This is a genomic window from Micromonospora sp. NPDC049107, from assembly GCF_040648595.1.
In the GTDB taxonomy this organism is placed as follows: Bacteria; Actinomycetota; Actinomycetes; order Mycobacteriales; family Micromonosporaceae; genus Micromonospora.
This window is the reverse complement of record NZ_JBEZEC010000007.1, coordinates 94,550-120,029: the sequence shown is the minus strand read 5'-3', so window position 1 is coordinate 120,029 and position 25,480 is coordinate 94,550. Positions and strand designations below refer to the sequence as shown.

Sequence of the window (25,480 nt, the reverse complement as noted above, 5' to 3'; positions counted from 1 at the left end):
CATGGGCGTCACACAGCATGGCCGGACGCACCGGCTGGATCTCGCGGACCCGACCCTGCGCGAGTGGACCTGCACGGTCCTGCACGCCGACCCGGAGCAGGGCATCGTGCTCGACCGCTCGGCGTTCTACCCGGGTGGTGGCGGTCAACCGCCGGACCACGGCGTACTGCTCTGGCAGGGCGTGCAGACCCGGATCGTCGGTACCCGCAAGGGCGATGACCCGTACCTGATCCCCGCCGAGGGTGACCCGTTGCCGCCGGTCGGCACCGAGGTCGTCGGCGCGGTGGAGGACGAGCGCCGCACCCGTCTGATGCGTACCCATTCGGGGTTGCACGTGCTCTGCGGCGTGGTGTTCCGCGACTTCGGCGCGCTCGTGACGGGCAACTCGATGGAACCGGGCGAGGCTCGGATGGACTTCAACCTGCCCGAGGTGCCGCCGGACTTCAAGAGCCGCATCGAGGAGCTGGTCAACGCCGAGGTGGCCGCCGACCGCTCGGTCGCCACCCGGGTGCTGCCGCGTACCGAGGCGTTGGCTCTGCCGGACATCATCCGCACCCAGTCCAACCTCATCCCGCCGGACGAGCAGGAGGTGCGGATCGTCGACATCGTCGGTCTGGACGTCCAGGCGGACGGCGGCACCCACGTCGCGTCCACCGCCCAGATCGGCAAGGTGCAGGTCGTCAAGGTGGAGAGCAAGGGTCGGGCCAACCGGCGCGTCCGCGTCCGGCTGGTGGATTGACGAATTCGGACGTCGGCTGTCAGGTATCGCTGGCAGCCTCGCAGGCATGACACCACCGCTCGCAGGAAAGATCGCGCTCGTCGCCGGTGCCACCCGGGGCGCCGGCCGACAGATCGCGGTCCAGTTGGGCGCCGCCGGCGCCACCGTGTACGCCACCGGTCGCAGCAGCCGCGCCGGCCGTTCGGAGATGGACCGGCCGGAAACCATCGAGGAGACCGCCGAACTGGTCACCGCGGCCGGCGGCACCGGCATCGCCGTGCAGGTCGACCATCTGGTGCCGGAGCAGGTCCGCGACCTGGTCGCCCGGATCGACGCCGAGCAGGGCGGCCTCGACGTGCTGGTCAACGACATCTGGGGCGGCGACCCCCTGGTCACCTGGGACAAGCCGGTCTGGGAGCAGCCTCTCGACAAGGGGTTCCGCACCCTGCGGCTGGCCGTCGACACGCACATCATCACCAGCCACTTCGCCCTGCCGCTGCTGATCCGCAAGCCCGGTGGCCTGGTCGTCGAGATCGGTGACGGCACCAAGGCGTACAACGACGAGAACTACCGCCTCTCGGTCTTCTACGACCTGGCCAAGACCTCGGTCAACCGGCTCGCCTTCAGTCAGGCGCACGAGCTGAAACCGCACGGCGGCACAGCCGTCGCACTCACCCCCGGCTGGCTACGCTCCGAGGCGATGCTGGAGCACTTCGGGGTCACCGAGGAGAACTGGCGCGACGGGGCCGCCACCGACCCGCACTTCCTGATCTCCGAGACGCCCGCCTTCGTGGGCCGCGCGGTGGCCGCGCTCGCCGCCGACGAGGACAAGGCCCGCTGGACCGGCCAGTCCGTCGACGCGGGCACGCTGTCCAAGGTGTACGGCTTCACCGACGTCGACGGGAGCCAACCGGAGGCCATCCGGTACATCGTCGAGGTGGTCGAGGCGGGTAAGCCGGCCGACGTCACCGGCTACCGCTGACGTCGTCCGCCACCGCCGGGCCGTCGTAACGTGCGGCGGCCCGGCGTGCCGCGTCCGCCAGGCGTCCACGCAGCTCCGGCGGGTCGAGCGCCTCCACCTCCGGGCCCAGCGCCAGCAACTGGGCGTACGCGACGTCGACGGTCTCCACCGGCAGTCGCGCCACCACCCAGCCCTGCCCGTCCGGTTCGCTGATGGTGGTGACGACCTCGTCGTACACCTCGGGAGCGTCGACCACGTGCCGGAGCTGGCGCAGGCCGGCGGGGCTCAGCCGGACGGTGACCTCGGCCCGCAGTATGGTCCGCAGGAACGACCCGGCCTGCTCGCGCCAATGCCCGGCCAGGTCGAAGCCCTCGTTGCGCGCGAACCGCTCGTCGTCCACCTCGACGCCGGTCACCCGGTCCACCCGGTAGGTGCGCATGTCGTCGCCGACCCGACCGACCAGATACCAGGTCGCGTTCTTGAGCACGAGTCCGTACGGCTGAAGGTGCCGGGTCACCTCGTCGCCGCCCCGCCGGTAGCGCAGCCGTACCACCCGGTCACCCCAGACCGCCCGCGCCAGCTCGGTGAGCCAGGGCGGTGGCGGCGTCTCCTGGAACCATCCCGGCACGTCCAGGTGGAACCGCTGACCCGTGCGTACGGGCGCGTCGCGCAGGGCCGGTGGCAGTGCGGCGAGCACCTTCAACTCGGCGGCGGCGACCGCGTCGGCCAGACCCATGTCGCCGGCCGGGCCGGGCAGACCGGCCAGGAACAGGGCCTCCGCCTCGTCGCGGTTCAGCCCGGTCAGCCGGGTCCGGTAGCCACCGAGCAGCCGGTACCCGCCGGCCCGGCCCCGGTCCGCGTAGACCGGAACACCGGCGGCGGACAGCGCCAACACGTCCCGGTAGACGGTCCGCTCGGAGACCTCCAGCTCGTGTGCCAGCTCGCCGGCCGTCATCGACCCGCGCGCCTGCAACAGCAGCAGCAACGAGATCAGTCGGGAGGCACGCACCCGCCCATCCTGCCCCGTGCCGCTTCGATCAACTGTCGTTAGGCTGCTCGATCGTGGACGCCAGCAGAATCGCCAGCCCGGTCACCGGGGCCGTCGGACGCTTCCTCCTCGGGGTGCGGCTGCTCCTGCGCGGACTGGGCCTCTACGTGCGCAGCCCGAAGCTCATGCTGCTCGGTATCGTGCCGGCGCTGATCTCCGGCGTGCTCTTCGTGGCCGCGTACGCCACCCTCGTCTACTTCGTGGACGACCTCGCCGCCCTGGTCACCCCGTTCGCCGACGACTGGTCGAGCACCGGCCGGAGCCTGGTCCGGGTGATCGCCGGCCTGGCCTTCCTGGGGATCGGCGGTCTGCTCGCGGTGATCAGCTTCACGGCGGTCACCCTGGTCATCGGCGACCCGTTCTACGAGAAGATCTCCGAGAAGGTGGAGGGGCGGCTCGGCGGCACCTCGGACGCCGTGGACGTGCCGTTCTGGTCCTCGCTGCGCCGCAGCACCGCCGACTCCGTACGCCTGGTGGCCCTCACCGCGCTCGTCGGCATCCCGCTCTTCCTCGCCGGGTTCATCCCGGTGGTGGGCCAGACGGTGGTACCGGTGATCGGGGCGGCCGTGGGTGGCTGGTTCCTCGCCGTCGAGCTGGTCGGAGCGCCGTTCTACCGACGCGGCATGCGGCTGCCGCAGCGCCGGACCATCCTCAAGGCGGACCGGCCGACCGCGCTCGGCTTCGGAGTCGCGGTCTTCCTGTGTTTCCTCATCCCGCTCGGAGCGGTGCTGGTCATGCCGGCCGCCGTCGCCGGCGCGACCCTGCTGGCCCGCCGGTCGTTGGGCCAGTCGATCGAGGAGAGCTGACGTGGAGATCACCCTGATTCAGGGCGACATCACCGACCAGCGGGTCGACGCCATCGTGAACGCCGCGAACTCGTCCCTGCTCGGCGGCGGTGGAGTGGACGGCGCGATCCACCGACGCGGCGGCCCGGCCATCCTGGCCGACTGTCGGGCGCTGCGTGCGTCCAAGTACGGCAAAGGGCTCCGCACCGGGCAGGCGGTGGCGACCACCGCCGGAAACCTGCCGGCCCGCTGGGTCATCCACACGGTCGGCCCGGTCTTCTCGGCCGCCGAGGACCGGTCGGGGCTGCTGCGCGACTGCTACGCCAACAGCCTGCGGGTGGCCGACGAACTGGGCGCGGCCACGGTGGCGTTCCCGCTGATCTCCGCCGGCATCTACGGCTGGCCGGTCGACGACGCGGTCCGCCAGGCGCTGACGGTGCTCCGCTCAGCCACTCCGGCCACGGTCACGGAGGCCCGCCTGGTGCTCTTCGGCGCGGACACCCACGCGACAGCCCGCGACGTCTTCGAGGCGGCGTAGGCCACGTGGCTTGATCACTTGATGCTGACCAGTTGGAAATCGCTTCTGGCAACTGGTCACCATCAAGTGATCACCGTGCGCCAGTCGGAGCCGCGTCATTCCACAGCGACTCGAAGTGCTCCACGTAACGATCGAACGGGCCACCCGCCTCGCGGCGTCGGAGGTGCATGGTCACCGAATCCTGCCCTAGTCCTGCGCCGATGTGGGTAGCCACGATCGCCTCGTCGTCGAGGACCCAGACGGACATGGCAACGTGCCGGTCCGACAGTCGGACGGCGAGGGGTTCCGGAGACTTCGCGATCTCCGCCTGGGTCATGGCTATGCGGGTCGCAAGCGTGAGCGGAGTCGCCTCGATGCCTTCTCGTGCCACGGTGATCTCACTGCCGGGGTCACCGAGCAGGAAACTTACATCGCCGCCGCCCTGCGCCTTCGCTCCGAGCGTCGCGGAGGCATTGGGTGACTGATCAGGTGAGGTCGGCCAGGCAGGTCCACTGCGACGCCACCGGGCGGTAGCCCAGCCGGGCGTTGATCGCCAGCATCGGCGCGTTCGACTCGTCGTTCGAGGTGTACGCGATCCGTACGCCGGCAGCGGCGGCCCGGTGCAGCGCCGCCGTCTTGGCCAGCCGGGCCAGTCCCCGACCCCGGTACGCCGGGACTGAGCAGGTGTAATCCGACCACATCCGCTCGCCGTCGCGCTTGACCAGGCTGAACGCGGCCACCTCGCCGTCGACTTCGGCTGCGGTGCTGGCCGTCTTGTCCAGGCCAAGTTCGTCCCAGACGTCGTACCGCCAACTCTCGAAGGTGACCGTGTCGACGGGCACGTCACCGGGTTCGTCGACGGCCGAGGCGACGTCGGCTTCGTAGAGCAGGTGCGGGTCCATCTCGGCGATCGGCCGCAGCCGTACGCCCGGCGGCGGCTCGGGCAGCGCGGGCGGCGGGGTCAAATCCAGCGCCGAGTAGCGCACCTCGCGGCTCGGTTCGAACCCGTGGTGGCGGGCGAACGGCAGCGAGTCCGTCGCGGCCGTGGCGCGTACGCGGCGAATCCCGAGAGGGCGGAGGTGATCGGTCGCGGCGGTCAATAGCGCCGTCCCGATGCCGCGCCGTCGATGATCCGGGTGTACGTGCAGCGTGTTGACGTTGCCGAAGCCCTGCACCGAGGTCGAGGTGTTGGGCTCGGCGGACGTCCAGCCGACCACCTGGCCGTCGACCTCGGCCACGAACGCGATCCAACCCTCGTGCGGCGGCGGTTCGGCCAGCATCTTGCGGGTCGACTCGACCCCGCGTACCAGGTACGGGTGGACGATCGTCCGCAGCGCCACCACGGCTGCGGCGTCGTCCGGCCGGGCTTCGCGGATGCGCATGTCAGGCCCCCGTCCGTACGGCGGCGACGGCCTCGACCTCGACGAGCTGGTCGGTGTAGCCGAGCACGGCCACACCGAGCAGGGTGCTGGGCGGATCGTGGTCGCCGAAGAAGTCCCGGACCACCTCCCAGACGGTCACCAGGTCGGCCTGCCGCGACGATGCCACGTACACGGTGGTCTTGACGACGTCGGTGAGTCGCGCGCCGGCCGCGCCGAGCGCGGTCTCCAGGTTCGTCATCACCTGCCGGGCCTGTGCGGCATGGTCGCCCGGCGCGACGGTACGGCCCTCGGCGTCGAGCGGGCACGCGCCGGCCGTGAACACCAGCCGAGCGGGCGGTTCGACGGTCGCCGCGTAGGCGTACTCGGCGACGTCGGAGAGGGCGGGCACGTGCAGCAGCGCGACAGGATCCGGCATGCCGGCGAGGCTAACGACGATCGCCCGCCGTAGCGACGGATTAACCGCCCCCTGCACCTCGATGCCTGGTCACTACTTCCGGGAAATAGTGGCATCCCGGCGTCGTGAGGCCACTATTTCCCGGAAGTTGCGCGGATCTAGGAGCGCGGGAGCGGTCAGGCCGAGGCGCGGATGATCAGCTCGGTGTCGAGCATGATCGCCGGTTCGATCGCCTCGCCGGCCGCCAGCCTCAGCAGTTGGCGGGTCATGCGTCGGCCGAGTTCGACGATCGGCTGGCGGACGGTGGTCAGCGGCGGCTCGGTGTACGCGGCGGTCTCGATGTCGTCGAAGCCGACCACCGCCACGTCCTCGGGCACCCGCCGACCGGCCGCACGCAGCGTTCGCAGGGCGGCGTGCGCCATCAGGTCGGAGGCGGCGAACACCCCGTCCAGGTCGGGGTGGTCGTTGAGGAGCTGGTGCATCGCCGCCGCGCCGGACTCCCGGGTGAAGTCGCCGACGGCGACCATCTCGGGTAGCCCGGCGGCGGCGACCGCGTCCCGGTAGCCGTTCAGCCGCTCGATGCCGGCGACCATGTCCTGCGGGCCGGCGATGGTGGCGATCCGCCGCCGACCGCTGTCGATCATGTGTCGGACGGCGGCGGTGACGCCGCCGACGTGGTCGACGTCCACGTACGGCACGGGTACGTCGCCGAGCGGCCGGCCGCTGACCACCACCGGGATGCCGAGGCGGGCCAGCGTGCCGGGCAGCGGGTCGGCGCCGTGCAGCGAGGCGAAGAGCACCCCGTCGACGTGGCGGCCGGTCGTGTACCGCTCGACCCGCTGGTGCCCGGCCGGTGAGCCGGCCAGCATCAGCACCAACTGCTTGTCGGCGGCCTCCAACTCCTGACTGACGCCCCGGATGATGCCGGGGAAGACCTGGTCGTCGGAGAAGACCCGGGTGGCCGCCTCCGGCATGACCAGGGCGATCGAGTCGGTGCGCTGGGTGACGAGGCTGCGGGCGGCGAGGTTGGGCACGTACCCCAACTCGGCGACCGCCCGCTTGACGGCCTCCCGGATCGGCTCGGCGACGGTGGTGGAGCCGTTGACCACCCGGGACACGGTGGCCCTGGACACCCCGGCCCGTGCCGCCACCGCCTCCAACGTCGGCCGGTGCGCCGTCGTCATCGTGACTGTCCCCCGCTCGTCACAGCCCGTTCCGGGAGATCACCTCCTGGTACCACCGGGCGCTGGCCTTCGGTGTGCGCCGCTGGGTCAGGTAGTCGACGTGCACGATCCCGAACCGCTTGCGGTAACCCTCCGCCCACTCGAAGTTGTCCAACAATGACCATACGAGATACCCGCGCAGATCAACGCCCCGGGAGATCGCCTCGTGGGCGGCCCGCAGGTGCCCGTCGAGGTAGGCGATCCGGTCGTTGTCGATCACCTGCCCCAGCCCTTCGGGCGACTCGGTGCCCGCCTTGTCGGGGAACGCCGCGCCGTTCTCGGTGATCAGCAGTGGCACGCCGGGATAGTCGGCGGCGATCCGTTCCAGCAGCCGCGTCAACCCGGCCGGCTCGATCATCCAGCCCATGTCGGTGAGGGGTCCGCTCGGCGGGAGGAAGTGCACGGCGCCCTCGGTGCCCGGGTACGCGCCGTTGCCGTCGCCGTCGGGCCGCCCCGCCACGTAGGTGGGCGCGTAGTAGTTGAGCCCGAGCAGGTCGATCGGGGCGGCGATCACCTTCTCGTCGCCGTCGTGGATGAACGTCGGCTCGACGATGCGCGCCACGTGCTCGCGTACGTCGTCGGGGTAGCCGCCGGTCAGCAGCGGGTCCAGGAAGATCCGGTTGTGCAGGCCGTCGACCAGGCGGACGGCGGCGGCGTCGGCCGCGCTCTGCGGGTCGGCCGGTCGTACATCTGCCGGGTTGATGGTGATGCCGACGCTGCGCGCGCCGGCCGCGCGCAGCGCCCGCGCGGCCAGGCCGTGTGCCAACAGCAGATGGTGTACGGCGGTGAAGGCGGCCGCCCCGTCCTGTGCACCCGGGGCGTGCACCCCGTTGCCGTACCCGAGGTAGGCCGAGCACCACGGCTCGTTGAGGGTGGTCCAGGTGTCGATCCGGTCGCCGAGGCGGGCGTGGACGGCGGTGGCGTACGTGGCGAAGTGTTCGGCGGTCTCCCGGTTGGTCCAGCCGCCCCGGTCCTCGAGGCTCTGCGGCAGGTCCCAGTGGTAGAGGGTGACGATCGGGTCGATGCCCCGGGCGAGCAGGGTGTCGGTGAGGCGGTCGTAGAAGTCGAGCCCGCGCGGGTTGACCGGACCGCTGCCGTCCGGCTGGACCCGGGGCCAGGCGATCGAGAACCGATACGCCGCCAGGCCCAGCTCGGCCATCAGCGCCACGTCGTCGGCGTACCGGTGGTAGTGGTCGCAGGCGACGTCGCCGGTGTGGCCCTGGTAGACCTTTCCGGGCGTACGACAGAAGGTGTCCCAGATGGACGGACCGCGACCGTCGTCGCGGGCCGCGCCCTCGATCTGGTACGCGGCGGTGGCCGCTCCCCAGAGGAAGTGTTCGGGAAATCGGATCTCGTTCACGCCTTGACCGCACCTTCCATGATCCCGCCGATGATCTGGCGACCGAACAGCACGAAGACCAGCAACAGGGGCAGCGTCGCGATGGCCGTGCCGGTGAAGACCTGCGACATGTCCTGGTAGTACCCGTCGGACAGCGCCCGCAGGGAGAGCTGAACGGTCGGATTGGCCGGGTCGTTCAACACAGCGTACGGCCACAGGAAGTCGTTCCAGGTGGTCATGAACGTGAGCAGACCGAGCACGGCGGCGGCCGGGCGCAGCGCCGGCAGCACCACGTGCCACCAGATCCGCGCGGTGCCGCAGCCGTCCATCCGGGCGGCCTCGATCAGCTCGTCGCTGATGGCCTGGCCGGCGTACTGCCGCATCATGAACACCCCGAACCCGGTGACCAGCACCGGGACGATCACCGCGGGCAGCCGGTCGTTCCACTGCAACTTCGTCATGAGCAGGTAGAGCGGGATCACCCCGAGCTGGGTCGGCACCATCATGGTCGCGATGATGACCAACAGCAGCGCGTTGCGGCCCCGGAAGCGCAGCTTCGCGAAGGCGAACCCGGCCAGGCTGGAGAAGAAGACCACCGAGACGGTGACCGTGGTCGCCACGATCACCGAGTTGATCAGGCCGGTCAGGAAGTACGCGTCGGTGTTGTCGAACAGCCGGGCGATGTTCGCGCCCAGGTTGTTGCCCGGCGTGATCGGCGGCGGCAGTTGGCCCATCGCGTCGCTGGTACGACTGGCCACGACGAACATCCACCAGATCGGGAAGATCGACAGGACGGCGGCGCCGACCAGGGCGAAGTAGGTGAGCGGGCTGGCCCGCCAGAGCCGACTCATCGGGTTTCCTTCCCGCCGAGGCGGCGCAGGACCAGCACGTTGACGGCCGCGACGAGTGCGATGAGCGCGAAGAGCAGCCACGCCACCGCCGAGCCGTAGCCGAAGTTGTAGTGCGGCGCGAAGGCGTTCTCGAACATGTACATGGTCAGGGTCTGCGACTCGCGCAGCGGTCCGCCGCGGATCGGGTTGGTGCCGGAGTGGAACATCCGGGGCTCGGTGAAGAGCTGAAGGCCGCCGATGGTGGCGATGATGGTGCAGAAGATGATCGTCGGTTTGAGCAGCGGTACGGTGACCGACCAGAACTGTCGGGCCCGGCTCGCGCCGTCGATCGCCGCCGCCTCGTAGAGGTCCCGGGGGATGGCCTGCATCGCGGCCAGGAGGATCAACGCGTTGTAGCCGGTCCACCGCCAGTCGACCATCGCGGAGATCGCGACCCAGGAGGCGATCCGGTTGGACTTCCACTCGATCGCGTCCAGCCCGATGAGGTCGAGCAGCCAGTTGACCATGCCGAACTCGCGGCCGAAGAGCACCCCGAAGACGATCGCCACGGCGGCCGTGGAGGTCACGTTGGGGACGAGCACCGCCATCCGCCAGCCCGTACGCCCCCGCAGGCCCCGGTTCAGCAGGTTGGCCAACCAGAGCGCGGCGAGCAACTGCGGCACGGTCGAGATGACGAAGATGCCGAGCGTGTTGACCAGCGCGTGCCAGAAGTCCACGTCGGCGAGCAGCCGGGTGTAGTTCTCCGCGCCCACGAACGGATGGTCGGTGCCGAGCAGGTCCCAGTCGTGCAGCGAGACCCAGAAGGTGTACGCCAGCGGGTAGACCCCGAACACCGCGAAGAGCAGGAAGAACGGGGCGATGTAGAGGTACGGCGAGTAGCGGGTGTCGAGGTGGCTGAGCCGACCCGACAATCGGCGGTGGGGTCCGGCCGACGGTGCGACCGGTGGGCGGGCGTCGAGCTGAACGGTCATGCCCGGTGACTCCTTTCCGTCGTGCGGGCGGGAACCGGGGTCCGGCGCCCGCCCGCACGCTGGCTCGGGCTACTTGGCGGCGGCCTTCTTGGCGTTGGTCACCGCGTCCGTCCAGCCCTGCGCGGGGCTGCGCTGGCCCAGCTCCACGGTGCGTACGGCGTTCTCCACCTCGGTACGCACGGCCTGGTTCTTGGGGCCCATGTAGACCGGCTTCAGGCTCTTCGCGCCGGTGCCGAAGATGGACCCGACGGGCGCACCGGAGAAGTACGCGTTCGTCGACTGGGCGATCGCCGGGTCGTCGAGCGCCTGCGGCGACGATGGCAGCGGCCCCTTGGCCTTGAACGCGCCGATCTGGCCCTTGGCGCTGGTCAGGAACTTGGCCAGCTCGATGGCCTGGGCCTGGTGCTTGCTCTGCTTCGGTACGGCGAGGTGCGACCCACCCCAGTTGCCGCCGTTGCCGGGCACCCGGGCGATGTCCCACTTGCCCTTGGCGGCCGGGCCGGCGTTGCCCTCGATGACCCCGGTCATCCACGCGGGGCAGGCGATGGTGGCGAACTTCGTCTGCTTGAAGGCGGACACCCACTCCTCGGACCACGAGCCGTACTTACCGGAGAGGCCTGAGTCGATGATGTCCATCGTGGTGTCCCAGGCCTGTCGTACGGCCGGGTTGCTGTCGACCACGACGTTGCCGCTGGTGTCGTAGTAGCTGTAGCCGGTGCTGTTGCCGGCGGTCTGCAACAGGATCGTGTTGAAGGTGTTGGTGGCCGCGTCGAGGAAGGACGCCCCGGTCTTGGCGGCGACGAACTTCTCCCCGGTGGCGATGTAGTCCTGCCAGGTGGGCCAGAGCTTCGACACCTCGTCCCGCTCGGTGGGCAGGCCGGCCTTTTCGAAGAGGTCCTTGCGGTAGCACATGGCGATGCCGCCGACGTCGGTGCCGAGGCCGATGAGCTGCTTGCCGTCGGCGGTCAGGCCGGCGTTCCACTTCCACTCCAGGAAGTTGCCCTTGAGGTCGGCGGCGCCGTGGTCCAGCAGGTTGACGAAGTTGTTCGGATTCGCCTTGTACTCGACGAGCAGACCCTCCTCGATGGCCACGATGTCGCCGGCCCCCCGGCCGGCGGCGAGCCACTGGGTCAGCTTCGGTGAGTACTCGTCGAGGTTGCTGCCGGTGCCCCGCTCGACGATCTTCACGTCGGAGTGCGCGGCCATGTACTCCTGGTAGAGCTGGTCGTAGCCGAACTGGCCGAAGACGTCGACGGTCAGCGTGATCGGCCCGTCCGCCTCGGCGTCGTCACCGCCGCCGCAGCCGGCGGTGACGAGCAGGGCGGCTGTTGCGGCGAGGGCCACCGCGGCGAGGCGGCGGCGCGGAAGGACAGCCATCGTATGGACCTCTCTCAGGGTGATGAGGTGGTGGTAGAAGACCAAGAGAGCGCTCTCACGTCAGGGTGGTGGGTCGCTCGCACCCTGTCAAGAGAGCGCTCTCACGAATTCGGGCGGCAGGCGAACGAGGGCGTCACCCCACCAGGGGTGACGCCCTCGTCACGCGCGGCTGTCGCTGGGATCAGCCGGTACGCAGACCCTCCAGCAGCGCGCGGTCGCCCGTCACGTCGAGCGTCTCGAAGCTGACCCGGCCCCAGAGCGCCAGCAGCAGGTCGCTCGCGGTGCCGCTGACCTGCGCGCGGGCGTGGTGGTCGTCGTGGTCGAAGATGGTCGCCGTGTCGAGCAGCGCCACCCCCTCGCCGCGCAGCCGCAGATACCACTCCTGGTCCGCGTCGGTCGCCGCGAGCTGGACCACCCCGCGCCAGTCGCCCTTCACCTGTCGCCGGCCGGCCGGCAACCAGGTGTCCAGCACCTCGCTCACCCCGTCGGCGGCCAGCTTCGCCTCGACCGGCTCACCGGCCGCGATGGCGAGCTGGGCGTCCCAGCGGTGCACCGCCGTCTCGTGCGCCATCCGGCGGGGCCAGAAACCGGCCTTCTTCGGCTGCGGGGCCCAGTTCCACGCCGGCGCCTCCGGGTCGAGCCCGTCGAACAGGGTCATCAACTGGTCGTACCCGTGCTGCCAGAGCTGGAGCGCGCTCACGCCGGACGGCACTTCGGACGCGTCCCGGCGGGGCGGCGCCTCGGTGCTGCCCGACCCGGCGAACGAATAAACCCAGTGGTAGAGGCCCGCAAGGTGCAGAGTGAGATCATTGACCGTCCAGCCGGGACAGGACAGCACGGGTGTCTCCGGCGGTGCCTCGGCAACCGCCGCGGCGAACGCCGGACCCTCGGCCCGGAGTGCCCCAATCCAGAAATCCTTGCTGCCCTGCACTCTGCTCATCGCCATCCTCCCGGGGGTGCCGGGCCACCAGTAGGTGCCACGGCTGCCCATCAGCCTAAGGTGAAAGACGTGTCAGACGCCTACGCCCAGCCGACAACCGAAGCCGATCGTGCCATTCCGGGTCCACTGGCCGGCTACACCACGCTACGGATGGGCGGGCCCGCCGGGCGGATCGTGGCCGCGACCAGTGCCGACGAGATCATCCGGGCGGTCCAGGCCACGGACGAGCCGATCCTCGTCCTGGCCGGCGGCAGCAACGTGGTGATCGGCGACGATGGCTTCCCCGGGACGGTCGTGCTGGTGCGCTCGGGCGGCCTGCGGGTACTCGCCGAGGACGCCGAGTCCGTCACCGTCCGTGTCGAGGCCGGCGAGCCGTGGGACGACCTGGTGGCCGCCACTGTCCGTAACGGCTGGGCCGGCCTGGAGTGCCTCTCCGGCATTCCCGGCTCGACCGGCGCGACCCCGATCCAGAACGTCGGCGCGTACGGCCAGGAGGTCGCCGAGACGATTACCGCCGTCGAGGTGTACGACCGCCTCGACGGCACCCGCCAGCTCGTTCCCGCCGCCGAGTGCGGTTTTGCCTACCGGGGCAGCATCTTCAAGTACCAGGACCGCTGGATCGTGCTCTCGGTCGACTTCCGGCTCGCCCGCTCGCCGCTGTCCGGTCCGGTGCGCTACGCCGAACTGGCCCGGGCGCTCGGCGTCGAGGTCGGCGACCAGGTGCCGCTGGCCGAGGCTCGGGCGGCGGTGCTGCGCCTACGCGCCGGCAAGGGCATGGTGCTCGACGCCACCGATCCCGACACCAGCTCGGTCGGCTCCTTCTTCACCAACCCGGTCCTGGACCGGGCGACGTACGAACAACTCCTGGAACGCTCCGCCGAGGTGGGCGACCCGCCCTCCTGGCCCGGGGCGGACGGGCTGGTCAAGGTGAGCGCGGCCTGGCTGATCGACAAGGCGGGCTTCACCAAGGGCCACCCCGGTCCCGGCGGCGTCGCCATCTCCAGCAAGCACACCCTCGCCCTGACCAACCGCAGCGGCACCGCCAGCACCGGCGACCTGCTGATGCTGGCCAACACCATCCGCGACGAGGTCCACGCCCGCTTCGGCGTGACCCTGCACCCCGAACCAGTCCTGATCAACTGCACTCTCTAACCCTCCGGGGGCCAGGGGAGGGTCAGCTCGCCCTGACGCCAGCGTTGCGGAGTGGACAGCACGGGCCAGCCCTCAGCCTTGAGCTGGGACACCGCGCGCACCCAGCGTTGGCGGGGGCCGAACGTGGCATAGGGAGCCGCACTCCGCCAGGCGTCCTCCAGCGCCCGGATCAGATCGTGGATGGCCTCGCCCGGAACGTTGCGGTGGATCAGCGCCTTGGGTAGCCGCTCGGCCAGCTCGGCGGGGCTGCCCAGCGTGGTGAGCTTCGCGGCCAGGGTCAACGTCCGAGGGCCGTCCGCGTCGAGGAGCAGCCAGCTCGCCAGCCGGCCCAGCTCGTCACAGGTGCCCTCCACGAGCACCCCACCCGGGGCGAGCGCGGCGGTCATCGTGCGCCAGGCGTCCTGCACGTCACTCTCGTCGTACTGTCGCAGGACGTTGAACGCGCGGACCAGCACCGGCCGGAGCCCGGCCAGCTCGAAGCCACCCCGGGCGAAGGTCAGGCCCGGCGGGTCGGCGGCCGGCGTCGCGGCGGCCACCCGCGCCTGGTCGATCTCCAGCCCGACCAGTCGTACGTCCCGACGGACCCCCGCCGCCAGCCGCGCCCGCAGTTCCACGGCGGTGACCGGCGTCGCGCCGTAGCCCAGGTCCACCACCAGCGGATCGGCCGCGTCCCGCAGCCGGTCGGCGCAGGTCGCCACGATCCAGTTGTCCACCCGGCGGAGCCGGTTCGGGTTGGTGGTGCCCCGGGTGACCACCCCGAGGGGCCGGCGTCGTGGAGCCCCGCTCATGCGTCCGGTCCCGGGGTCAGGAGACCCGGTGCACCTTGTGCTGTGCGGCCTGCGCACGAGGCCGGACCACCAGCCGGTCGACGTTCACGTGCTCGGGGCGGGTGGCGCACCAGGCGATGCAGTCGGCCACGTCCTCGGCGACCAGCGGCCCGGGGACCCCGGCGTAGACGGCGGCGGCCCGCTCGGCGTCCCCGCCGAAGCGGACCAGCCCGAACTCCTCGGTCTGCACCATCCCCGGGTCGATCTCGATGACCCGCAGCGGCCGGCCGCACAGCTCCAGCCGGAGCGTGCCGGCGATGGCCGTCTGCGCGTGCTTCGCCGCCGTGTAGCCGCCGCCACCCTCGTACACGGTCAGCCCGGCCGTGGAGGAGACCACCACGATGGTCCCCGAGCCGGACGCCTCCAGCGCCGGCAGCAGCGCCTGGGTCACCCGCAGCGTGCCGAGCACGTTCACGTCGTACATCCACTGCCAGTCGTCGAGCGAGCCGGACTCCACCGGGTCCAGGCCGCGTGCGCCGCCGGCGTTGTTGACCAGCAGGGTGACCGGCCCGGACGCCTGGACGGCGGCCTCGGCGAGCCCGGCCACCGACTCGTCCGAGGTGACGTCGCAGGTCACCGCGGTTGCCTGCCCGCCAGCGGCGGTGATCTCGGCGACGAGATCGGTGAGACGGTCGGCGCGGCGGGCGGCGGCGAGTACGTGGAAGCCCTCGGCGGCGAGCCGGCGGGCGGTGGCCGCGCCGATCCCGCTGGACGCTCCGGTGACGATGGCGACAGAGGTCATCGGGTCATTGTCACCCGCGCCGCACCGCCGATCCCGACCGGGCGTCGGGCTGTGTCGGCGGCCGTTCGTGATGAGGTCCGTCACGCCGGGCGGCCGCGCCGACGCATTTCCGTTGCCCGATGGGGAAGATGACATCCGGCGTACAGGTTGACCGAGAAGCGCCGGTCGTGCGTGACGGCATTAACCGTGACAGAAGGAGCGGACGTGGCGGAACTGCACACCGGTGTCGGTCGTCAGCGAGGTGCGCGACCGTGGCCGCGACCCCGGCGCATCGCCACCCTCTCCGTCCACACATCCCCCCTGCACCAGCCCGGAACGGGCGATGCCGGGGGGATGAACGTGTACATCCTGGAAGTCGCCCGGCGGCTCGCCGAGGCCGACGTCGAGGTGGAGATCTTCACCCGGGCCACCTCGGGCGACCTTCCGCCGGTGGTCGAGATGGCCCCCGGCGTGCAGGTGCGGCACATCATGTCCGGCCCGCTCGAGGGGCTGACCAAGGAGGAGCTGCCCGGCCAGCTCTGCGCCTTCACGGCCGGGGTGCTGCGTGCCGAGGCGTCCCGCCCGCCCGGGCACTACGACCTCATCCACTCCCACTACTGGCTCTCCGGCCAGGTCGGCTGGCTGGCCAAGGAACGCTGGGGCGTGCCGCTCGTGCACACCGCGCACACCCTCGCGAAGGTCAAGAACGCCCAGCTCGCGGCCGACGACCGGCCCGAACCGAAGGCCCGGGTGATCGGCGAGGAGCAGGTGGTCGCCGAGGCGGACCAACTGGTCGCCAACACCCGCGTGGAGGCCCGCGACCTGGTCGAGCGGTACGACGCCGACCCCGCCCACGTCACGGTCGTGCAGCCGGGCGTCGACCTGGCCCGGTTCCGCCCCGCACCGGGCGACCGCCACCTGGCCGCCCGTGCCGCCCGCCGCCGGCTGGGGCTGCCGGTCGACGGGTACGTGGTGGCCTTCGTCGGTCGGATCCAACCACTCAAGGCGCCGGACGTGCTGATCCGCGCCGTCGCCGCGTTGCGCGAGCGTGACCCCGCCCTGGCCGACGAGGTGACCGTGGTGATCTGCGGCGGGCCCAGCGGCAGCGGCCTGGACCGGCCGACCGCCCTGATCGAGCTGGCCGCCACGCTCGGCGTCACCGACCGGGTCGTGTTCCTGCCGCCGCGCACCGGCGACGACCTGCCGGCTCTGTACCGGGCCGCCGATCTGGTCGCGGTGCCGTCGCACAACGAATCCTTCGGGCTCGTCGCCCTGGAGGCCCAGGCCTGCGGTACGCCGGTGCTGGCCGCTGCCGTCGGCGGCCTGGTGACCGCCGTGCGGGACCACGTCAGCGGGGTGCTGATCGACGGGCACGACCCGGTGGACTGGGCTCGCGCGCTGAGTCGCCTGCTGCCGGACAGCGCCCTGCGGGCCACGCTGTCCCGGGGCGCGGCGCAGCACGCGCAGCACTTCTCCTGGGACCGTACGGTGTCGGGGCTGCTCGACGTGTACGGCGAGGCGATCGCCGCCCGCCGGGCCCGGCTCGCCGCCGACCTGGCCTGCGACCCGGCGCTCTCCTGCTCCTGGTGACCACGGGCGCTCGCCACCCGAGTGCGTGCGCCGGGTCGGTCGTAGAGTGGGCCCGGTGAGCCCGAAAAGCGACCTCGCGACCCTCATCGAGTCGGTCTGCGCCGACCGTGACCTGGCCTGGGAGTCGACCGGTCCCGGCGCGTACGCGGTGACCCTGCCGGGCACCCACAAGCTCAAGACGGTCTGCAACCTGATCGTCGGCGAGCACGCGCTACGGATCGAGGCCTTCGTGATGCGCCAGCCCGACGAGCGCCGCGAGGAGCTGTGGGCGTGGCTGTTGCAGCGCAACGCCCGGATGTACGGCGTCTCCTTCTCCATCGACGCGGCCGGCGACGTCTACCTGACCGGCCGGGTCAACCCGGCCGGCGTGGACGCCGACGAGCTCGACCGGCTGCTCGGCTCGGTGCTCACCTACTCCGACGAGTCCTTCGACACGATGCTGGAGATCGGCTTCGGCAGTTCGATCCGGCGCGAGTACGAGTGGCGCGTCAAGCGCGGCGAGTCGACCGCGAACCTGGCCGCCTTCGCCCACCTCTTCGAGCCCGCCAACCCCACCCAGCCCTGACCCCACCCTCCGATTTCCGCGATCTTGCACTTTCGGTGGTCGTTTTGGGCTGCCATGCCCCTTGTGCCGCCACCGAAAGTGCAAGATCGACGCGGTTGGGTTCTCTCCGGCGGGGTATGCCGCGGCGCGCGGTGCGGCACAGGGACCCCCGCGCGCCGAGGACGGAGTGTCGAGGAGCGGAGCGTCCCATGGCTCAGCGGAACAGCTCAGGTCGCGGCGGGACTGCGACCCGGACCAAACGGCAGGCCGGCAACCAGACTCCGGGCACGCCCGGGGTCTCCGAGTCGGCGATCTCGCAGATGCGGGTGGACGACATCCGCGGGCAACTGCGCAAGCGCGGGGTTTCCGGTATCTCCGCCATGCGCAAGCCCGACCTGGTGAAACAGTTGGTGCGCTCGATGCGTTCGGATGCCGGTGGCGCAGGTCGGCGCAGCACCGGGCCGGCCGGCCGGGCGTCCGGCAGCAGGGCGTCGGCGGGTCGGGCCGCCGCGACGAAGAAGTCGGCGGCGCGGGCTGCGCCGAGTCGCGCGAAGGCCGTGCCCGCGAACAAGAGCGCCCCGGCGAAGCGAGCCGCCGCGAAGAAGACGGCCGCCACGAAGAGAGCCACCCCGGCGCGGAAGACGGCGGCGGCGAAGAAGACGACGACCGCACGGACGTCGACGGCGGCCCGTAAGTCGGCCACCGCGAAGAAGACGACGGCGGCGAAGTCGACGGCGGCGCGTCGGACCTCCGCGACCGCCCGTACCGCGCCGGCGCGCAAGGTGCCCGCGAAGAAGGCGCCGGCCCGACCGGCCGCCAAGCGCGCCGCTCCCGCGAAGCGGGCCACGGCGAAGAGCGCGGCTCCCGCGAAGCGGGCCACGGCGAGCCGGTCGACGGGCACGGCGGCCGGTGGGATCCGGACCGGGCGGGGCAGCGGACGGTCGGTCCGCAGCTCGCAGGTGATCGCGTCGATCGCCGACCGGCCGGAGCGACCGGGTCGGAGTCTGATCACCGCGAATCACGAGGTGATCCAGCGCTGGGCGCGAGCGCGAGGCGCGAAGCCGGCGACCATCGCGGGTACCGAACGGGAGGGCCGGGCGGGCGTTCTGACCTTCAACATTCCCGGATACCGGGAAAGCAGCCGGATTCGCGAGATCACCTGGGATGAGTGGTTCCACACCTTCGATCTGCGCCGGCTCAATCTGATCTACCAGGAGCAGATGCGCGACGGTCGGCAGAGCAACTTCTTCCGCACCGAGTCACCCGATCGTGAGGACGGATGAGGTGTTTGCGGGAATGCTCGACGGGTACCCGGCTGTTGCCAGAGACCGAGGCCGGAGCTGGGGATACTCGTCAGTTGTGACCGGCGAGACATCCCATTCGGGTTGAATTCAGAATCCGGCCGAACTAGCTTTATTGCGCCGCACCACGCTTGGAAACGTTCGGGGGAGCGGCGGATCGATCAGATCCGCGCACCAGGCGAGGTGCGAGGGGACGGGTGGACCAACCGTTGGGGGACGGTGCCCACCTGTTTGGACCGGCGGCGCGAGCGGGCGATGCTTACGGGGGTGAGTGTTGCCCGCCGCCGCCGGCCCCACACCGGCGAGCGCCCACCAATGACCTTCGGGCCATGGTGGGCGCTTTGCCGTCGTACGGTCAGCTTGTCGGGACCCGGTCTGCCGGCTCCCGGTCGGCGGCCCGGCGCAGCGCGTCGACGTGCCGCTCGCGGGGCGGCCCGGCCAGCAGGTGGCCGACGGCGGCCAGGACGCCCAACCCGGCGACGATCAGCCAGTGCCGGTCGCCGAGGTACTGCAGGCTCACCCCGCCCAGCATGGGCGCGACGAAGGCCGCGGCGGGGAACGTCAGATAGAAGACCGACTGATACCGCGCGCGTAGGTCCGGCGGCGCGAGATCCGCGTTGATCTGGGCGTTGGGCGGGGCGGCGAGCATCGAGCCGACCGTCCAGACCACCGCCGCGCCCAGGTAGACGGCCAGGTGGTCGGCGACCGCGAGCACTCCGAAGCCGACCGCCAGCAGGGCGGTGGAGGCGGCCAGGACGACGGCCTTGCGGCGTCGGTCGATCAGGCGGGGCACGAACAGTTGCCCCAGCACGATCAGCGCGCCGCCGAGGGCCACGACCAGGCCGTACGCCGACGGTCCCAGGCCGTCCGCGCGCATCGCCAGCGGCATGATCGTCGAGGTCTGCAGGGTGAGGACGGCCAGCACGAAGGTGAGCCCGACGAAGACCAGGAAGATCCGGTCGCTGAGGACGGTGAGCAGTCCCGGCCGGCGGGGCCGGGCGGGAGTCGGGTGGCTGGCCTGGGCGACAGGAGTGGCCCGCCGCAGGGTCTCCGGAACCTTCCAGCCGATGACGGCGGCGGCGGTCAGCGTGGCGCCCGCGTCGACCAGGAACAGCGCGGTGAAGCTCGCCTCGGCCACCAGCCCGGCGAGCAGCGAGGCGACCGCCATCCCGAGGTTCAACGCCCAGAACTCCAGGTTGAACGCGCGCGAGCGCCGGTCGGCGGGCACCACGTCGACGATCGCCGCCACGAGCGCCGGGCCGGGCATGGAGTGGGCGACGCCGACCAGCGCGGCGAGCGCCGCGATCAGCGGCAGCGGACGGCTGAAGGCCAGCGCCGCCATCAGGGTGGCGGTGACCAGGTGGGCGGCGAGCAGTGTCGATCGGCGCCCCCACCGGTCGGCCAGCACCCCACCGAACAGCACGCCGACCGCCCCACCGGCCCCGTACGCCCCGACGACGACGCCGGCCACCGCCGCGCTGGCGCCCCGGGCGTCGGTGAGGTAGAGCGACAGGAAGAGCATGGCGAACGCGCCCGCCCGGTTGATCAGCAGCCCTGCCCAGAGGTACCAGAATGCGCCGGGGAGCCCGCCTGCGGTGTCCTGCCACCAGCGCCGCAGGGCGTGCATGCGACCTCCCGACAGTTCAGTTTCTTAACCGTTTCTCCTGAACGGTAGTCGGGCCTGCGCGCGGTGGTCGTACCGGACTCAGGCCGCGGCCTCGGCGGGCTGCGGCGAACGGGTGCCCACCGGCGCCGCGACCTCGGCGGCGTGCCGCAGCGCGGTGGCCCGCCGCTCGCGGGCGGGGCCGGACGCCAGGTGGGCCACCGCCGTCAGCACGCCGATCGCGGCGCAGCCGAGCCACAGCGCCGCATTGCCGACGTGCTCACGCACCAGACCGCCCAGGATCGGCGCGCTCGCACCGGCGATCTGCCAGGAGAGGCCGAACACGCCCTGGTACCGACCGCGCAGTTCGGCCGGGGAGAGCTCGGCGATCAGCGTGGAGTTCGACGGCGAGTTCAGCATCTCGCCGACCGTCCAGATCAACACGGTCAGCCCGTAGAACCAGGCGCTACCCGCGAACGCGGTCAGCCCGAACCCGACGCCCATCACCACGGCGGCGACGGCGAGCACCTGCGAGCGGTTGCGCCCCCGGATCAGCCGGGGCACGAAAAGCTGGCCGACGACGATGAGGAGACCGTTGAGGGCGATCACCGAGCCGTACGTGGCCGGGCTCAGGCCGGAGTCGCCCATGGCGATCGGCAGCATCGAGATGTGCTGGAGGAACACCAGCGCAGCGAACAGGTTCAGCGTCACGAAGCCGAGAAAGACCCGGTCGGCGAGGATCGTGCGCAGGGCGCCGCGCGGGGCGGTGGTCGCGGCGACGGGAAATCCGCCGTGGCTCGTCTCCGGCACCCGGACGAAGATGATCAGCGCGGTGATCAGCATCGTGCCCGCGTCGACCACGAACAGCAGCAGGTAGTCGGCCTGCGCGGCGAGACCGGCGAGGATGGCGGCGCAGGCGAAGCCGAGGTTGATGGCCCAGTAGTTGAGCGAGAAGGCGCGCAGCCGGTCCTTCGCCGGTACCACGTCGATCATCATGGCCCCGAACGCCGGGCGGGCGGCCTCGGCGAACATGCCGAGCAGCAGGGCGCCCAGCGCGACCGCCCAGAGTTCCCGGGCCAGCCCGAGGGCGAGCATCATGGTCGCCGCGCCCACATGCGCGGTGAGCAGCGTCGGCCGGCGGCCCCACCGGTCCGCGAGGGCCCCGCCGGCGGTGGTGCCGACCGCGCCGCCGACGCCCCAGAGACCGAGCACCAGGCCAGCCTGAGACGGCGAGAAGCCACGTTCCTGGGTCAGGTAGATGGCGAGGAACACGAGGACGAACGAGCCGAGCCGGTTGATCAGGGTGCCGGACCACAGGTACCAGAAGGTCCTGGGTAGGCCCCCGGTGGTGTCCGTGAACCAGCTCCGCATCGTCCGCACGTGGTGCCCCCGCTTACAAGTAATGACCGATCTGACTGCCGTGCCTTACCAACCCTAGTGCCGGCCGGAATCGCAGGTCACCCGCTTTTTCACGTGGTGGTCGTCACGACGGGTGCCCGCGTGTCCGCAACCGGGTTGAGGCAGGATGATCCGCATGACTGCGAGCGAGGGGCCCACCGTCGGGACGCTGGTCCTGTTGCGGCACGGCGAGAGTGACTGGAACGCCAAGAACCTCTTCACCGGCTGGGTGGACGTCGACCTGACCGAGAAGGGCGAGGGCGAGGCACGGCGGGGCGGCGAGCTGCTGCGCGAGCACAGCCTGCTGCCGGACGTCGTGCACACCAGCGTTATGCGCCGGGCTATCCGCACCGCCGAGCTGGCGCTCAACGCCGCCGACCGGAACTGGATCGCCGTGCGCCGGTCCTGGCGGCTCAACGAGCGCCACTACGGCGCCCTACAGGGCAAGAACAAGAAGCAGACCCTTGACGAGTACGGCGAGGAGCAGTTCATGCTCTGGCGCCGGTCGTACGACACCCCGCCGCCGCCCATCGCGGACGACGACGAGTGGTCGCAGGTGGGTGACCCGCGGTACGCGCTGCTGCCGACCGAGCTGATGCCGCGTACCGAGTGCCTCAAGGACGTCGTCGAGCGGATGCTTCCGTACTGGTACGACTCGATCGTGCCCGACATCCTGGCCGGCCGTACGGTGCTGGTGGCCGCGCACGGCAACTCGCTGCGCGCCCTGGTGAAGCACCTCGACCAGATCTCCGACGAGGCGATCGCCAAGCTCAACATCCCGACCGGTATCCCGCTGCGCTACGACCTCGACCCGCAGCTGCGCCCGCTCACCCTGGGCGGCACCTACCTCGACCCGACGGCAGCGAAGGAAGCCGCCGCCGCGGTCGCCAACCAGGGCCGCTAAGTGCAAGGAAGGGCCCCTTGTTATGCAAAAAGCGATAACAAGGGGCCCTTCCTTGCACTTCAGCTGGCGGTGGTTGTGTTCTCGCCGGTGATCAGGTAGATCACGTGCTCGCCGGCGTTCACCGCGTGGTCGGCGAAGCGCTCGTAGAACCGGCCCAGCAGGGTGGCGTCGATCGCGGTCTCCACCCCGTACGGCCAGTCGTCGCCGAGCAGCACCGCGAACAGGCTCTTGTGCAGCTCGTCCATGGCGTCGTCGTCGCGGTCCAACTCGGCGGCGAGGTCGACGTCGGGCTTAGCCAGCACGGAACCGATCTTGGCGGCCATCCGGTCGGCGATGTCGGACATCTCGGTGAAGACCGTCCGCAGCTCGGCCGGAACAGCCGGGGAGGGGTGCCGGCGCAGCGCGGTCTTCGCCACGTGCTCGGCGAGGTCACCCATTCGCTCCAGATCGGCCGCCACGTGCAGCGCGGTGATCATTGCCCGGAGGTCGGAGGCGACCGGCGCCTGCCGGGCGAGCAGGTCACACACCCGCTCCTCGACGTGCCGGTAGAGGTCGTCGATCTCGGCGTCCCGCTCGATGACCGTCTCGGCGGCCTGCCGGTCGGCCGTGAGCAGGGCCCGGGTGGCCTGGCGCATGGCGGCGCGGATGCCCTCCGCCATGTCCACCAGCAGTTGGCTGACGATCTGAAGGTCGGCCCGGAACTCGTCGCGCATCATCACGTCCTGTGGTCGGTCGCCGCCGACGGGTGTCGGCGCAGGGGTTGAGCAGGTGCGACGCCAACGGTAGGGGGCGTTGACGGACCCCGGATGAACCAGGGTGAACGACGCCAGACGTGGGGGTGAACACTTTCGGAAGTGAGGGTGATTCGTCCCGTTCTGTGTGGTAGCCAGGTTAACAATGACCCTACGATCGCCGGGTGGAGTGGGCAGTGGCGGTCGTGGTGGCCGTGGCGTTGGCGGCCGGAGTGGTCGTCGGTGTCCTGCTGCCCCGGTTCCTGCCGGCGCGCGGCGGCTCCACGTCGACGGGTAGCGCGAGCTCCCGCTGGAGCACAGGGAGGCCCGCGATAGCCGACTCGCAGCAGGCCGGGCTCGGCCGTCGGACGATCGACTCGCTCCGCGCCGGTGTCGTGGTACTGGACGACGACGACGTCCCCGTCCTGATCAACCCGGCCGCCCGCGCCATGGGGCTCCTACGGACCGGCAGCACACCGGGTTCGATCGCCGCGCACCCGTTGATCCGTACCCTCGCGGGTCAGGTGCGGCGCACCGGCGTGCGGCGCGAGATCGAGCTGGATCTGCCCCGAGGCCGCGACAGCGCGGGGGAGAACCCGCTGGGCGTGCACCTGCGGGCCATGGGTCTCGGAAACGGCTTCATCGCCGTCGAGGCTGTCGACGTGACCGAGTCACACCGGCTGACCCGGGTCCGGCGGGACTTCGTGGCGAACGTCAGTCACGAGCTGAAGACCCCGATCGGGGCGCTGCAACTGCTCGCCGAGGCGCTGCTGGACGCCACCGAGCCGGCCGACGCCACGGCGCCGGACCTCTCCGAGGACCTGGTCGCCGCCCGCCGGTTCGCCGAACGGATCCAGCACGAGTCGACCCGGCTGGGCCGGCTGGTGCAGGAGCTGCTGGAGCTGACCCGGCTCCAGGGCGCCGAGCCGCAGCCGCCGCCGGAGCCGGTCGCGCTCGACTGGGTGATCGCCGAGGTGGTCGACCGCACCCGGACCACGGCTGCCGCCCGGGGGGTCGAGGTCACTGTCGACGGCGAGCGCGGTCTCACCGCGTACGGCAGCGACAGCCAGCTCGCCACGGCGGTGGCGAACCTGGTGGAGAACGCCATCAACTACTCGGGCGAGGACACCACGGTGCGGGTCACCCTCCGCGGTGACGGCGAACATGTCGAGGTCGCGGTCGCCGACCAGGGCATCGGCATCGCCCCGACGGACGTGGACCGGATCTTCGAGCGGTTCTACCGGGCCGACCAGGCCCGCTCACGTGCCACCGGTGGCACCGGGCTCGGCCTGGCCATCGTGAAACACATCGCGAGCAACCATGGCGGTCGGGTGGAGGTGTCGAGCACTCTTGGCGGTGGGTCGACGTTCACCCTCCGGTTGCCCGCCAGCCCACCGGACGATCTCCTGGCGACACTGCCGCCGGCTGGGATCGAGGCCGGTCCGGCCGAGCTACGGCAGGTCTGACAGCAATGGAAAGGAAATCCCCCTTGAGCCGCGTTCTGGTGGTCGAGGACGAGGAGTCGTTCTCCGACGCCCTGTCGTACATGCTCCGTAAGGAGGGCTTTGAGGTTTCGGTCGCCGCGACCGGAACCGACGCCCTCACCGAGTTCGACCGAACCGGCGCCGACATCGTGCTGCTCGACCTGATGTTGCCCGAGATGTCGGGGACCGAGGTGTGCCGGCAGCTTCGGCAGCGCTCGGCCGTGCCGATCATCATGGTCACCGCGCGGGACAGCGAGATCGACAAGGTGGTCGGCCTGGAGATCGGCGCCGACGACTACGTCACCAAGCCGTACTCCCCTCGGGAGTTGGTCGCCCGCATCCGGGCGGTGCTGCGGCGGCAGAGCCCGGAGGTCGCCGAGGCGGGCGCTCCGACGCTGGCCGCCGGCCCGGTGCGGATGGACATCGAGCGGCACGTCGTGACGGTCGAGGGCGGTGCCGTGCAGCTGCCGCTCAAGGAGTTCGAGTTGCTGGAACTGCTGCTCCGCAACGCGGGCCGGGTGTTGACCCGGGGCCAGCTCATCGACCGGGTGTGGGGCGCCGACTACGTCGGTGACACCAAGACGCTGGACGTGCACGTGAAGCGGCTGCGCTCCAAGATCGAGCCAGAGCCGTCGGCGCCGCGTTTCATCGTCACCGTGCGGGGTCTGGGCTACAAGTTCGAGCCGTGATCGGCCGATCCGAAGGGGGTCCGCGCCCGG

Annotated in this window: 26 protein-coding genes; 11 read left to right on the top strand and 15 right to left on the bottom strand. The window is 71.1% G+C overall.

What is annotated here, in order from left to right; genetic code table 11:
- Position 1: 1 nt before the first annotated feature.
- Together AB0B55_RS18435 and AB0B55_RS18430 are read left to right on the top strand one after the other, a co-directional pair.
- The gene (locus AB0B55_RS18435) at positions 2 to 739 is read left to right on the top strand and encodes an alanyl-tRNA editing protein (protein ID WP_151488505.1); all 738 of its coding nucleotides are present in this window, start codon (positions 2 to 4) and stop codon (positions 737 to 739) included.
- 46 nt (positions 740 to 785) lie between these two features.
- The gene (locus tag AB0B55_RS18430) at positions 786 to 1,700 is read left to right on the top strand and encodes an SDR family oxidoreductase (protein WP_357129068.1); all 915 of its coding nucleotides are present in this window, start codon (positions 786 to 788) and stop codon (positions 1,698 to 1,700) included.
- On the opposite strand, the gene AB0B55_RS18425 is transcribed toward AB0B55_RS18430, so the two are convergent.
- Positions 1,684 to 2,688, bottom strand: a complete 1,005-nt coding sequence (locus tag AB0B55_RS18425) for a WYL domain-containing protein (RefSeq protein WP_357129071.1) — start codon at positions 2,686 to 2,688, stop codon at positions 1,684 to 1,686. The genes AB0B55_RS18430 and AB0B55_RS18425 overlap by 17 nt on opposite strands.
- Positions 2,689 to 2,741: 53 nt before the next feature.
- Between AB0B55_RS18425 and AB0B55_RS18420 the strand changes: the two genes are divergently transcribed.
- Complete coding sequence (locus AB0B55_RS18420; protein ID WP_357172387.1) at positions 2,742 to 3,533, top strand: EI24 domain-containing protein; 792 nt, start codon at positions 2,742 to 2,744, stop codon at positions 3,531 to 3,533.
- A gap of 1 nt (position 3,534) precedes the next feature.
- Positions 3,535 to 4,050, top strand: a complete 516-nt coding sequence (locus AB0B55_RS18415; protein WP_357129077.1) for an O-acetyl-ADP-ribose deacetylase — start codon at positions 3,535 to 3,537, stop codon at positions 4,048 to 4,050.
- 70 nt (positions 4,051 to 4,120) lie between these two features.
- Here AB0B55_RS18415 and AB0B55_RS18410 read toward each other — a convergent pair whose 3' ends face one another.
- The 9 genes from AB0B55_RS18410 to AB0B55_RS18370 all read right to left on the bottom strand — a co-directional run bounded on the left by AB0B55_RS18410 (position 4,121) and on the right by AB0B55_RS18370 (position 12,506).
- The gene (locus AB0B55_RS18410) at positions 4,121 to 4,366 is read right to left on the bottom strand and encodes a hypothetical protein (RefSeq protein WP_357172384.1); all 246 of its coding nucleotides are present in this window, start codon (positions 4,364 to 4,366) and stop codon (positions 4,121 to 4,123) included.
- Between the two features lie 148 nt (positions 4,367 to 4,514).
- Positions 4,515 to 5,411, bottom strand: coding sequence for a GNAT family N-acetyltransferase (locus AB0B55_RS18405; protein ID WP_357129083.1), 897 nt, complete (start codon positions 5,409 to 5,411; stop codon positions 4,515 to 4,517).
- Position 5,412: 1 nt separating this feature from the next.
- Positions 5,413 to 5,826, bottom strand: a complete 414-nt coding sequence (locus tag AB0B55_RS18400; protein ID WP_355050847.1) for a RidA family protein — start codon at positions 5,824 to 5,826, stop codon at positions 5,413 to 5,415.
- A 155-nt stretch (positions 5,827 to 5,981) separates the two neighbouring features.
- Complete coding sequence (locus AB0B55_RS18395) at positions 5,982 to 6,989, bottom strand: LacI family DNA-binding transcriptional regulator (protein ID WP_357129089.1); 1,008 nt, start codon at positions 6,987 to 6,989, stop codon at positions 5,982 to 5,984.
- A gap of 19 nt (positions 6,990 to 7,008) precedes the next feature.
- Complete coding sequence (locus tag AB0B55_RS18390; RefSeq protein ID WP_357172381.1) at positions 7,009 to 8,388, bottom strand: GH1 family beta-glucosidase; 1,380 nt, start codon at positions 8,386 to 8,388, stop codon at positions 7,009 to 7,011.
- Entirely contained in the window at positions 8,385 to 9,218 is an 834-nt protein-coding gene (locus tag AB0B55_RS18385; protein WP_355050844.1) for a carbohydrate ABC transporter permease, read from the bottom strand. The genes AB0B55_RS18390 and AB0B55_RS18385 overlap by 4 nt, the downstream gene beginning before the upstream one ends.
- The gene (locus tag AB0B55_RS18380) at positions 9,215 to 10,189 is read right to left on the bottom strand and encodes a sugar ABC transporter permease (protein ID WP_357129096.1); all 975 of its coding nucleotides are present in this window, start codon (positions 10,187 to 10,189) and stop codon (positions 9,215 to 9,217) included. The genes AB0B55_RS18385 and AB0B55_RS18380 overlap by 4 nt, the downstream gene beginning before the upstream one ends.
- Before the next feature lie 69 nt (positions 10,190 to 10,258).
- Entirely contained in the window at positions 10,259 to 11,566 is a 1,308-nt protein-coding gene (locus AB0B55_RS18375; protein ID WP_357172378.1) for an extracellular solute-binding protein, read from the bottom strand.
- A 181-nt stretch (positions 11,567 to 11,747) separates the two neighbouring features.
- The gene (locus tag AB0B55_RS18370) at positions 11,748 to 12,506 is read right to left on the bottom strand and encodes a maleylpyruvate isomerase family mycothiol-dependent enzyme (RefSeq protein ID WP_357129102.1); all 759 of its coding nucleotides are present in this window, start codon (positions 12,504 to 12,506) and stop codon (positions 11,748 to 11,750) included.
- A gap of 69 nt (positions 12,507 to 12,575) precedes the next feature.
- Between AB0B55_RS18370 and AB0B55_RS18365 the strand changes: the two genes are divergently transcribed.
- On the top strand, positions 12,576 to 13,658 hold the full coding sequence (locus AB0B55_RS18365; RefSeq protein ID WP_357172375.1) for a UDP-N-acetylmuramate dehydrogenase: 1,083 nt from the start codon (positions 12,576 to 12,578) through the stop codon (positions 13,656 to 13,658).
- Here the strand turns inward: AB0B55_RS18365 and AB0B55_RS18360 are convergent.
- Complete coding sequence (locus AB0B55_RS18360; RefSeq protein ID WP_357172373.1) at positions 13,655 to 14,446, bottom strand: class I SAM-dependent methyltransferase; 792 nt, start codon at positions 14,444 to 14,446, stop codon at positions 13,655 to 13,657. The genes AB0B55_RS18365 and AB0B55_RS18360 overlap by 4 nt on opposite strands.
- Positions 14,447 to 14,462: 16 nt before the next feature.
- Complete coding sequence (locus AB0B55_RS18355; RefSeq protein WP_357172370.1) at positions 14,463 to 15,227, bottom strand: SDR family oxidoreductase; 765 nt, start codon at positions 15,225 to 15,227, stop codon at positions 14,463 to 14,465.
- Between the two features lie 204 nt (positions 15,228 to 15,431).
- Here AB0B55_RS18355 and mshA point away from each other — a divergent pair, with 204 nt between their 5' ends.
- The 3 genes from mshA to AB0B55_RS18340 all read left to right on the top strand — a co-directional run bounded on the left by mshA (position 15,432) and on the right by AB0B55_RS18340 (position 18,623).
- Positions 15,432 to 16,796 carry a D-inositol-3-phosphate glycosyltransferase gene (gene mshA / locus AB0B55_RS18350; protein WP_357129114.1) on the top strand — a complete coding sequence of 455 codons (1,365 nt, stop codon included), beginning with the start codon at positions 15,432 to 15,434 and terminating at the stop codon, positions 16,794 to 16,796.
- 55 nt (positions 16,797 to 16,851) lie between these two features.
- Positions 16,852 to 17,361, top strand: a complete 510-nt coding sequence (locus AB0B55_RS18345) for a YbjN domain-containing protein (RefSeq protein ID WP_357129116.1) — start codon at positions 16,852 to 16,854, stop codon at positions 17,359 to 17,361.
- A 398-nt stretch (positions 17,362 to 17,759) separates the two neighbouring features.
- The gene (locus AB0B55_RS18340; RefSeq protein ID WP_357172771.1) at positions 17,760 to 18,623 is read left to right on the top strand and encodes a hypothetical protein; all 864 of its coding nucleotides are present in this window, start codon (positions 17,760 to 17,762) and stop codon (positions 18,621 to 18,623) included.
- Between the two features lie 373 nt (positions 18,624 to 18,996).
- Here AB0B55_RS18340 and AB0B55_RS18335 read toward each other — a convergent pair whose 3' ends face one another.
- Together AB0B55_RS18335 and AB0B55_RS18330 are read right to left on the bottom strand one after the other, a co-directional pair.
- Positions 18,997 to 20,268 (bottom strand): MFS transporter, encoded by a 1,272-nt coding sequence (locus tag AB0B55_RS18335; RefSeq protein ID WP_357172368.1) that lies wholly within the window; start codon positions 20,266 to 20,268, stop codon positions 18,997 to 18,999.
- Between the two features lie 78 nt (positions 20,269 to 20,346).
- Positions 20,347 to 21,624 (bottom strand): MFS transporter, encoded by a 1,278-nt coding sequence (locus AB0B55_RS18330; RefSeq protein WP_357172365.1) that lies wholly within the window; start codon positions 21,622 to 21,624, stop codon positions 20,347 to 20,349.
- Between the two features lie 154 nt (positions 21,625 to 21,778).
- Between AB0B55_RS18330 and AB0B55_RS18325 the strand changes: the two genes are divergently transcribed.
- Positions 21,779 to 22,546: a phosphoglyceromutase gene (locus AB0B55_RS18325; RefSeq protein ID WP_355050833.1), complete on the top strand. Its 768-nt coding sequence runs from the start codon at positions 21,779 to 21,781 to the stop codon at positions 22,544 to 22,546.
- A 59-nt stretch (positions 22,547 to 22,605) separates the two neighbouring features.
- Here the strand turns inward: AB0B55_RS18325 and phoU are convergent, their stop codons facing one another.
- Positions 22,606 to 23,259, bottom strand: coding sequence for a phosphate signaling complex protein PhoU (gene phoU, locus AB0B55_RS18320; RefSeq protein WP_355050832.1), 654 nt, complete (start codon positions 23,257 to 23,259; stop codon positions 22,606 to 22,608).
- A 203-nt stretch (positions 23,260 to 23,462) separates the two neighbouring features.
- On the opposite strand from phoU, the gene AB0B55_RS18315 reads away from it, so the two are divergent.
- Together AB0B55_RS18315 and AB0B55_RS18310 are read left to right on the top strand one after the other, a co-directional pair.
- Positions 23,463 to 24,743: an ATP-binding protein gene (locus AB0B55_RS18315; RefSeq protein ID WP_357129126.1), complete on the top strand. Its 1,281-nt coding sequence runs from the start codon at positions 23,463 to 23,465 to the stop codon at positions 24,741 to 24,743.
- 23 nt (positions 24,744 to 24,766) lie between these two features.
- Positions 24,767 to 25,450, top strand: a complete 684-nt coding sequence (locus AB0B55_RS18310) for a response regulator transcription factor (protein WP_039906992.1) — start codon at positions 24,767 to 24,769, stop codon at positions 25,448 to 25,450.
- Positions 25,451 to 25,480 lie beyond the last annotated feature (30 nt).

Excerpts from the sequence above, each read along its gene's own strand:
- AB0B55_RS18400 (WP_355050847.1), bottom strand. The coding sequence starts at position 5,826 with ATGCCGGATCCTGTCGCGCTGCTGCACGTGCCCGCCCTCTCCGACGTC.
- AB0B55_RS18435 (WP_151488505.1), top strand. The coding sequence starts at position 2 with ATGGGCGTCACACAGCATGGCCGGACGCACCGGCTGGATCTCGCGGAC.
- AB0B55_RS18370 (WP_357129102.1), bottom strand. The coding sequence starts at position 12,506 with ATGAGCAGAGTGCAGGGCAGCAAGGATTTCTGGATTGGGGCACTCCGG.
- AB0B55_RS18335 (WP_357172368.1), bottom strand. The coding sequence starts at position 20,268 with ATGCACGCCCTGCGGCGCTGGTGGCAGGACACCGCAGGCGGGCTCCCC.
- AB0B55_RS18405 (WP_357129083.1), bottom strand. The coding sequence starts at position 5,411 with ATGCGCATCCGCGAAGCCCGGCCGGACGACGCCGCAGCCGTGGTGGCG.
- AB0B55_RS18325 (WP_355050833.1), top strand. The coding sequence starts at position 21,779 with ATGACTGCGAGCGAGGGGCCCACCGTCGGGACGCTGGTCCTGTTGCGG.
- AB0B55_RS18360 (WP_357172373.1), bottom strand. The coding sequence starts at position 14,446 with ATGAGCGGGGCTCCACGACGCCGGCCCCTCGGGGTGGTCACCCGGGGC.
- AB0B55_RS18375 (WP_357172378.1), bottom strand. The coding sequence starts at position 11,566 with ATGGCTGTCCTTCCGCGCCGCCGCCTCGCCGCGGTGGCCCTCGCCGCA.
- AB0B55_RS18410 (WP_357172384.1), bottom strand. The coding sequence starts at position 4,366 with ATGACCCAGGCGGAGATCGCGAAGTCTCCGGAACCCCTCGCCGTCCGA.
- AB0B55_RS18395 (WP_357129089.1), bottom strand. The coding sequence starts at position 6,989 with ATGACGACGGCGCACCGGCCGACGTTGGAGGCGGTGGCGGCACGGGCC.
- AB0B55_RS18355 (WP_357172370.1), bottom strand. The coding sequence starts at position 15,227 with ATGACCTCTGTCGCCATCGTCACCGGAGCGTCCAGCGGGATCGGCGCG.
- AB0B55_RS18385 (WP_355050844.1), bottom strand. The coding sequence starts at position 9,218 with ATGAGTCGGCTCTGGCGGGCCAGCCCGCTCACCTACTTCGCCCTGGTC.
- AB0B55_RS18340 (WP_357172771.1), top strand. The coding sequence starts at position 17,760 with ATGCGTTCGGATGCCGGTGGCGCAGGTCGGCGCAGCACCGGGCCGGCC.
- AB0B55_RS18430 (WP_357129068.1), top strand. The coding sequence starts at position 786 with ATGACACCACCGCTCGCAGGAAAGATCGCGCTCGTCGCCGGTGCCACC.
- AB0B55_RS18380 (WP_357129096.1), bottom strand. The coding sequence starts at position 10,189 with ATGACCGTTCAGCTCGACGCCCGCCCACCGGTCGCACCGTCGGCCGGA.
- phoU (WP_355050832.1), bottom strand. The coding sequence starts at position 23,259 with ATGCGCGACGAGTTCCGGGCCGACCTTCAGATCGTCAGCCAACTGCTG.